This window comes from Petrotoga sp. HWHPT.55.6.3 (assembly GCF_002895495.1).
Lineage (GTDB): Bacteria > Thermotogota > Thermotogae > Petrotogales > Petrotogaceae > Petrotoga > Petrotoga mobilis.
This window is the reverse complement of record NZ_AZRJ01000012.1, coordinates 25,743-31,831: the sequence shown is the minus strand read 5'-3', so window position 1 is coordinate 31,831 and position 6,089 is coordinate 25,743. Positions and strand designations below refer to the sequence as shown.

The following is a 6,089-nucleotide window of genomic DNA, read 5'->3' as shown; positions in this document are numbered from 1 at the left end:
GGGCAGCGGGGCGAAGGGGCGCTATTTATAAAGTTTTAAAATTTCTAAAAACTGTAATTCAACTAAAAGAGGAGGAGATACCCATGGAGCATATAGTAAAGTTTAACATTGGAGAAGAAGAGATTGAAATAACTGATTTAACCCCTTTTCCAATCTTGCTTTGTGAGTTCTTGTACGAAGGAGATTTTGAGTTAATGAAGGCTGACTTAAAAAACAACTCAAAATTTATTGAAGAAGCAAAGAAAATCGAAAAACTTGTTGAACACTTACCCGGTTTAACCTCCAACTTTGTGATTTATCCTTTCGTCCTTTCCGAATTTTTGGCTTATTTTTCCGAGTTCCAAATCAATTACTCCGACCTAGTACATATATCTTTGAATGGACTATTCGATACCGTCTTATTGGAAGCAGATAAAAAGAACTTTGAGTTCGTGAAAGACGTCGTAGATTTTATACTCAAAATTGATCCAAGTTTCGCTCCAGCCTACGAATTAATGGGCTCAGTTTTAGTAGAAAAAGGCGAAATGGAAGAGGGGGAAGAGTATCTAGAAAAAGCTGTTAAATTAGACCCTTGGAATATAGCTGCTTTATCAGAATTAGGTGAACTATACTTTAATTTAGGCGAATACGAAAAAGCAGCTGAAATTTGGAAAAAAGAAATAGAACTTTCACCCAACAATTATGTAACTTACTTCATGATTGCCGATGCTTACATGCAAAAAGGGGATTATGAAAAAGCCGCCCACATTTTAGAAAAATTCCTTAATAGGTTCCCGAACAGCGTATTGGGTAAGTATGAGTTATCCACTATTTATGAAAAATTATCGAGAACTACAGAAGCCAATGAACTCAAAGAGGAAATTCTCAATACGACACCTGAATATTCAACCGACATAGAAGTTTGGGCTAAAGTAATGTTTGAAAACGGTAAATATAAAGAAGTTCAAAACTTCTTAGAAAAATATATAGACCAAGATAAAGAAAATGAACACTTTAAATTGTTATTGGTTATCCCCTACTTAAAGGTTAAGAAATTCGAAGAAGCCAAAAGTATATACCAAGAAATAAAAGATAAATACATGTGGTACATCTATGGACTTGAAGAAATTCTGAATAAAAATTTGACTAAAGAGGAAATGGAAGTAATAGAAAAGGTGTAAAAAACACTGAAAAAGAATAAAAAGGTCCTAATTATCGTTTTATCTTATATAGTTGTAAATATGTTTGTCATAATTACCTCTTTTAACTGGCAAAATTTGCTTTTTGCTAATAGTCTTTTGTATATAGGGTTATATGATTATTTCACCTTTATCATTCCTGATCTAGGAATAGTAGTTATTTTGGCAATTGCTTTACTAAACTTTGATTACTTTAATCTTATTTTTACCATCATCACCTTTTTAATTACCTTTTATTATTGGCGAAATGGGAAAATGGGTTTTGGAGACGTGAAATTTCTATCAGTCCTCTCTCTTCTTATTGGTATTTATATATTACCCGTAATAATTATCAGCATAATCCTAATTATTTTATCGAACACAAAAAAGAAAGTCACCAAGGTTCCACTAGGTTTCTATGTAATGTTGAGTACATTCATTTTATATATTTTTAGGGGGGCTTATTATATTTTATGATATTTTCACATCTTTTATAGAAATTCCAGGTATTTTTATCTCACTCTGCATAATATTTTTAATCATCCAGCTAATAAGAAGGAAAAAACTATCTTTTTCTCTTTTAACGCTAAGTATTGTAATCTATATATTTTCTTCTGGATGGTTTGCAAAAATAATTGTTTTACCGTTGGAAAATAGATATCCTCCTGTGAATGTTTCTCAGTTGGATGATACTCAAGAAAAAGGGGTAATAGTTGTACTTGGAGGCGGAATAATTCCTGAAACCCCAAGGGAAGGATCCGGAGAGTTATCTGATAGCGCTATGAAAAGGGTTTATGAAGGTTTCTTACTTTACAAAAATTTACAGATTCCTATTGTTGTAACTGGCGGGAAACTCCTAGGCACGGAGATACCAGAAGCTCAAATAATGAAAGAAGAATTGCTAAAAATGGGAGTCAAACCAAACGATATTTATGTAGAACCACTTGCCAAAAACACAAAGCAAAATGCGGAATTTACGCTTACACTATTGGAAAGCGATGAAGTACAAAAAATATATTTAATCACAAGTGCAATACATTTACCAAGGGCTATGAATTATTTCAAAAGTTATACAAACATAGATGTTGTTCCCGTTCCCACAGATTATAAGATTTCCCGAGAAGAATTGAAATGGTATGATTTCTTACCGGATATGAGATTCTTAGAAGCAACTTCTTCTGCTTGGCATGAATATTTGGGATTAGTCAAATTTAAAATTAGTGGGTAAAAGTTAGACCAAGCCGGCCAAAGAAGGGGGCGGGCTGCAGGGCGAAGCCCTTGTGCTGTTCTGTGCAAAAAGCTTTTTGCTGATTTGTGCAAAACGTTTTTATAATGCTTTAGAAACAATTTCCATATTCTCATTTGCGAAGCAAATGATGTTACGCGAATTTGGGGTTTTTAAGGGGCTTGCCCTTTTGCAGTCTTGTGCAAAAAACTTTTATTAAACAAAATTAGGTTTTGGGGTTTTTAAGGGGCTTGCCCCTTAACGCCTGGGTCCAAGGGACCGCAGGTCCCTTCCTAAAAACGGGCGGGGAGCGGGGCGAAGGGGCGCTATATAGAAAAGGAGGCTAAAAAAATGTTGGAAAACAACAAAACACCTTACGATTTTACCAATTATATAGTAAACGCATTAAAATTATCTCCTTCAAACACAGCAATATTATGTGTTGATTGTCAAAACGGATTTACCGAAAGATGCCCTAAAGAACTTCCAGTAAGTGGAACAACCGAAGAGTGGATCGATCAGGTAAACGAATTTTTGACTTTAATGAAAGAGAGAAATTTTAAGATTTTTGCCAGTATGGATGATCACCCTGAAAATCACATCTCTTTTGAAAAATGGCCCCCTCACTGTATAAAAGGTACCTTTGGGAATCAACTATTTATAAATACTTACGACTTCGTTATAAAAAAAGGTATAGAAATAGATGGAGATAGCTATTCAGCATTTTACAAAGACATTGAAAGAAAAATTGAATCAGAATTAGACGAACTTCTGAGAAAGCATAAGATAGAAAATTTAGTGATTTTAGGCTTAGCAGGAGACGTATGCGTAATAGCAACGATAGAAGACGCGTTAAAACATGGATTTAGAGTATTCCCAATAAGCCAATATATAAAAGCTGTGAACAAAAAGGATATTAAAGAAATAGTAGAAGAAAAATTCGGTAAAATAATAATCTAATTTAAAAAAATACGGGGAAAAACCCCGTATTTTTTGGTCGGAGCGACTGGATTTGAACCAGCGACCTTCAACACCCCATGCTGACGCGCTACCAACTGCGCTACGCTCCGGTTTACTTCAGAAAAATTATATCATATTTTCGAAAGATCGTCAAATTTTTAGGAAACATTCCTCTTTTTCAATTGATAAGGTATCAATAGATAAAATATTCCAAGTATGCTAGTTATTATTCCAAACACAAAGAACAAACTTTTCAATGAAAAAAATGTTGCCATTATCCCTGCAAAAGCATAAGAAAAAGGTCTCAGCGAATTATCTATCGTTGATCGCAACGCAAAAACCCGTCCCCTTGTGTTTTCAGGGGTAATTCTTTGAATCAAAAGATTTTCATTGATATTTCCTATCTCAGTCATAACACCCAACATCAACAAGGCAATCAAGACGTATATATAACTGTTAACTATACCAAGAGAAGCCAGAAATACTCCTGCCAAAACGGAGGATAGCATCAGTGCCAGGTACTTCATTTTTATCTCTTTAATTGATGATAGAACGAGGGCGGTTATAAAAGAGCCTGCGCCCAACATCGTTTGCATAATTCCATATTCACCAGGACCTACTTTCAGTATCTCACTAGCCAATACAGGTAGGAAAACGAATATCGTGGTTCCAAAAAAATCATCTAATGTCTCTAAGGTTATTAACCCTTTAAGTTGAACATTGGACCATATCACTTTGAAACCTTCTTTTATATCTGAAAAAATCATCCCATTTTTTTCAGCTTCCTCTTCTTTTCTGCCTTTTTCTTCTGCTTTAATGAACATTTCAGAGACTGCCGAGAAAATAAAAGTCAACCCATCGATTAAAATTGCCCATTTTATTCCCACTAAAGACACAATCACACCACCAATAGCCATCCCAATAAGTTGAGAAAGTCTATCTGTCATTGAAATCATGGCATTAGCTTGAGAAAGCTCATCATCGTTTACCATAATCGGGATTAACGACAACAACGCAGGACCAAATAAAGTACCACAGATCTGTAATCCAAAAATTGTTATTATCAATACCCAAATTTGATAGAAATATGTTCCAAAGAAAACACCCAGTAAAATAAGGATTCCGCCACTGATTAAATCTGTTATCACAAGGATATTTTTCTTTTTCCATCTATCTGCCCAAACACCTGCAAAAGGAGAAAAAATTATATTCGTAACAGCTATAGTACTTAAAACAGTACTAACTGCACCTACCCCGCCTATCTCAGCTGCAGCCGACCAAAGAATGGCTATAATAAAAATAGCAGATCCGACACTGGATACTAGCCTACCGAAGAACAGAAGTAGAAAATCACGGTTTTTTATTAAAACATGTAACCCGCCGGTTGATTTTGACATTTTATCTCCCCCTTTAAGATTTTGAATATAATAATAAATATTCTACAAAGATTATAAAATAGAACTTCAAGAAAGTCAAGTATTTTATTAAAATTTTTAAAGCAATGCCGTAATTTAAATAAAAAAGTAACTCCCGCATGCTACTTCGGGAGTTATCTATTAAGAGAAGATATTATTCAATAAAAAGAAAATCAGTTTTGTAAAAACTAAAAAATATTATAAAATTAGACATAGAAAGAAATATTGAGTATTTTCTATTTTGCAAAAAAGGTGAATGCAAGATGGGTTCTTTTTTATGGGTTCTAGAATCAACGGAAAAATACAGATTTCCTTATAGGGTAACTATCCGAGAAGAAGAAAAAATAATATTATCACTATTTGTCCAGGACAAATGGCCAGGTGCTGGTAAGCATATTTTTTGCATGAGAGACACGGAAGACCCGTCGAGCAATTACCAAGTGATTGAAAAAGTTCCGATTATATCGTTAAATCGTTATGGAAAAAGGTTGTCGGTAGTTCTTGACAGAGCACAAAACAAAAGATGCGACTTCCTCTTTTTAAAAAAGAAGTATAAGAATAAAGAAGGAGAATACGAACAGATATTTTGGAGAACGGAACAAGGGCTAAAAGAACATCGCCCTAAAGTTAAATTAACAGCAAAAGGGGATCATCATCTTCATATATTGATCGACATAAATGAAAGATATCCATGGAAATTTGCCAATTGCAACGTTGAAAGAGCTCAGCTCAAAGCCGGCGATTATGCCTTACTAAGTGAAAGCGGGATAATAGCGGTTGCTGAAAGAAAAACCTTTACCAATTTTATTGGAGATATTGGAAATTTGCCTCTTTTACACATGAAGCTTGGTGAATTGGCTAAGTACAAACATTCTGCTTTCGTTGTTGAAGCAAATTACTCCGATTTTTTGAATCCAACTAAGCTGAAGGCGTACACACCATCCTATTTATCTAAAGTTTTAGCAGAAATTTTTGCTTATCATCCTGGGTTTCAAATAATATTCGCTGGAAACAGAAAATTGGCAAATGAATGGACTTTACGTTTCTTTCAAGCTGTCATGTCACATGAAAAGGATAACATCCCCACAATAGTTTCAGAAGTGGCATCTAAATATGAAACTAAAAAAGATTTTACCGGCGGCATATACTACGATATAAGAAGAGAAATACTTGAAAATCGTGAAGATACTTTCACTATAGATGAACTTAGAAAAAAATCCCCATTAACTTCTGACACTAAGATCAGAAAAGTGTTGAACGATCTCAGAAAAGAAGGTTATATAGAAAATTTTGGCAAAGGCAAAAAAAGTGTGTGGAAAAAGATATAGATTA

At 34.2% G+C, this 6,089-nt stretch carries 6 protein-coding genes and 1 tRNA gene; 5 read left to right on the top strand and 2 right to left on the bottom strand.

Annotated elements, in window-relative coordinates:
- The 4 genes from X926_RS04650 to X926_RS04635 all read left to right on the top strand — a co-directional run.
- Positions 1 to 1,160 (top strand): tetratricopeptide repeat protein (locus tag X926_RS04650; protein WP_233186681.1); only part of this gene is annotated, 1,160 nt, incomplete at its 5' end.
- A gap of 60 nt (positions 1,161 to 1,220) precedes the next feature.
- Positions 1,221 to 1,634, top strand: coding sequence for a prepilin peptidase (locus X926_RS10405; protein ID WP_103065212.1), 414 nt, complete (start codon positions 1,221 to 1,223; stop codon positions 1,632 to 1,634).
- A 205-nt stretch (positions 1,635 to 1,839) separates the two neighbouring features.
- Positions 1,840 to 2,385 (top strand): YdcF family protein, encoded by a 546-nt coding sequence (locus X926_RS04640; protein WP_158245194.1) that lies wholly within the window; start codon positions 1,840 to 1,842, stop codon positions 2,383 to 2,385.
- Positions 2,386 to 2,733: 348 nt separating this feature from the next.
- Positions 2,734 to 3,342, top strand: coding sequence for an isochorismatase family protein (locus tag X926_RS04635; RefSeq protein ID WP_103065210.1), 609 nt, complete (start codon positions 2,734 to 2,736; stop codon positions 3,340 to 3,342).
- Between the two features lie 34 nt (positions 3,343 to 3,376).
- Here X926_RS04635 and X926_RS04630 read toward each other — a convergent pair.
- Both X926_RS04630 and X926_RS04625 read right to left on the bottom strand, forming a co-directional pair.
- Positions 3,377 to 3,452, bottom strand: a tRNA-Pro gene (locus tag X926_RS04630).
- 48 nt (positions 3,453 to 3,500) lie between these two features.
- A complete protein-coding gene (locus X926_RS04625; RefSeq protein WP_103065209.1) occupies positions 3,501 to 4,739 on the bottom strand; it encodes an MFS transporter in 1,239 nt (412 codons plus the stop codon).
- A 281-nt stretch (positions 4,740 to 5,020) separates the two neighbouring features.
- On the opposite strand from X926_RS04625, the gene X926_RS04620 reads away from it, so the two are divergent.
- The gene (locus tag X926_RS04620; protein WP_103065208.1) at positions 5,021 to 6,085 is read left to right on the top strand and encodes an ERCC4 domain-containing protein; all 1,065 of its coding nucleotides are present in this window, start codon (positions 5,021 to 5,023) and stop codon (positions 6,083 to 6,085) included.
- The last annotated feature ends 4 nt before the right edge of the window (positions 6,086 to 6,089 follow it).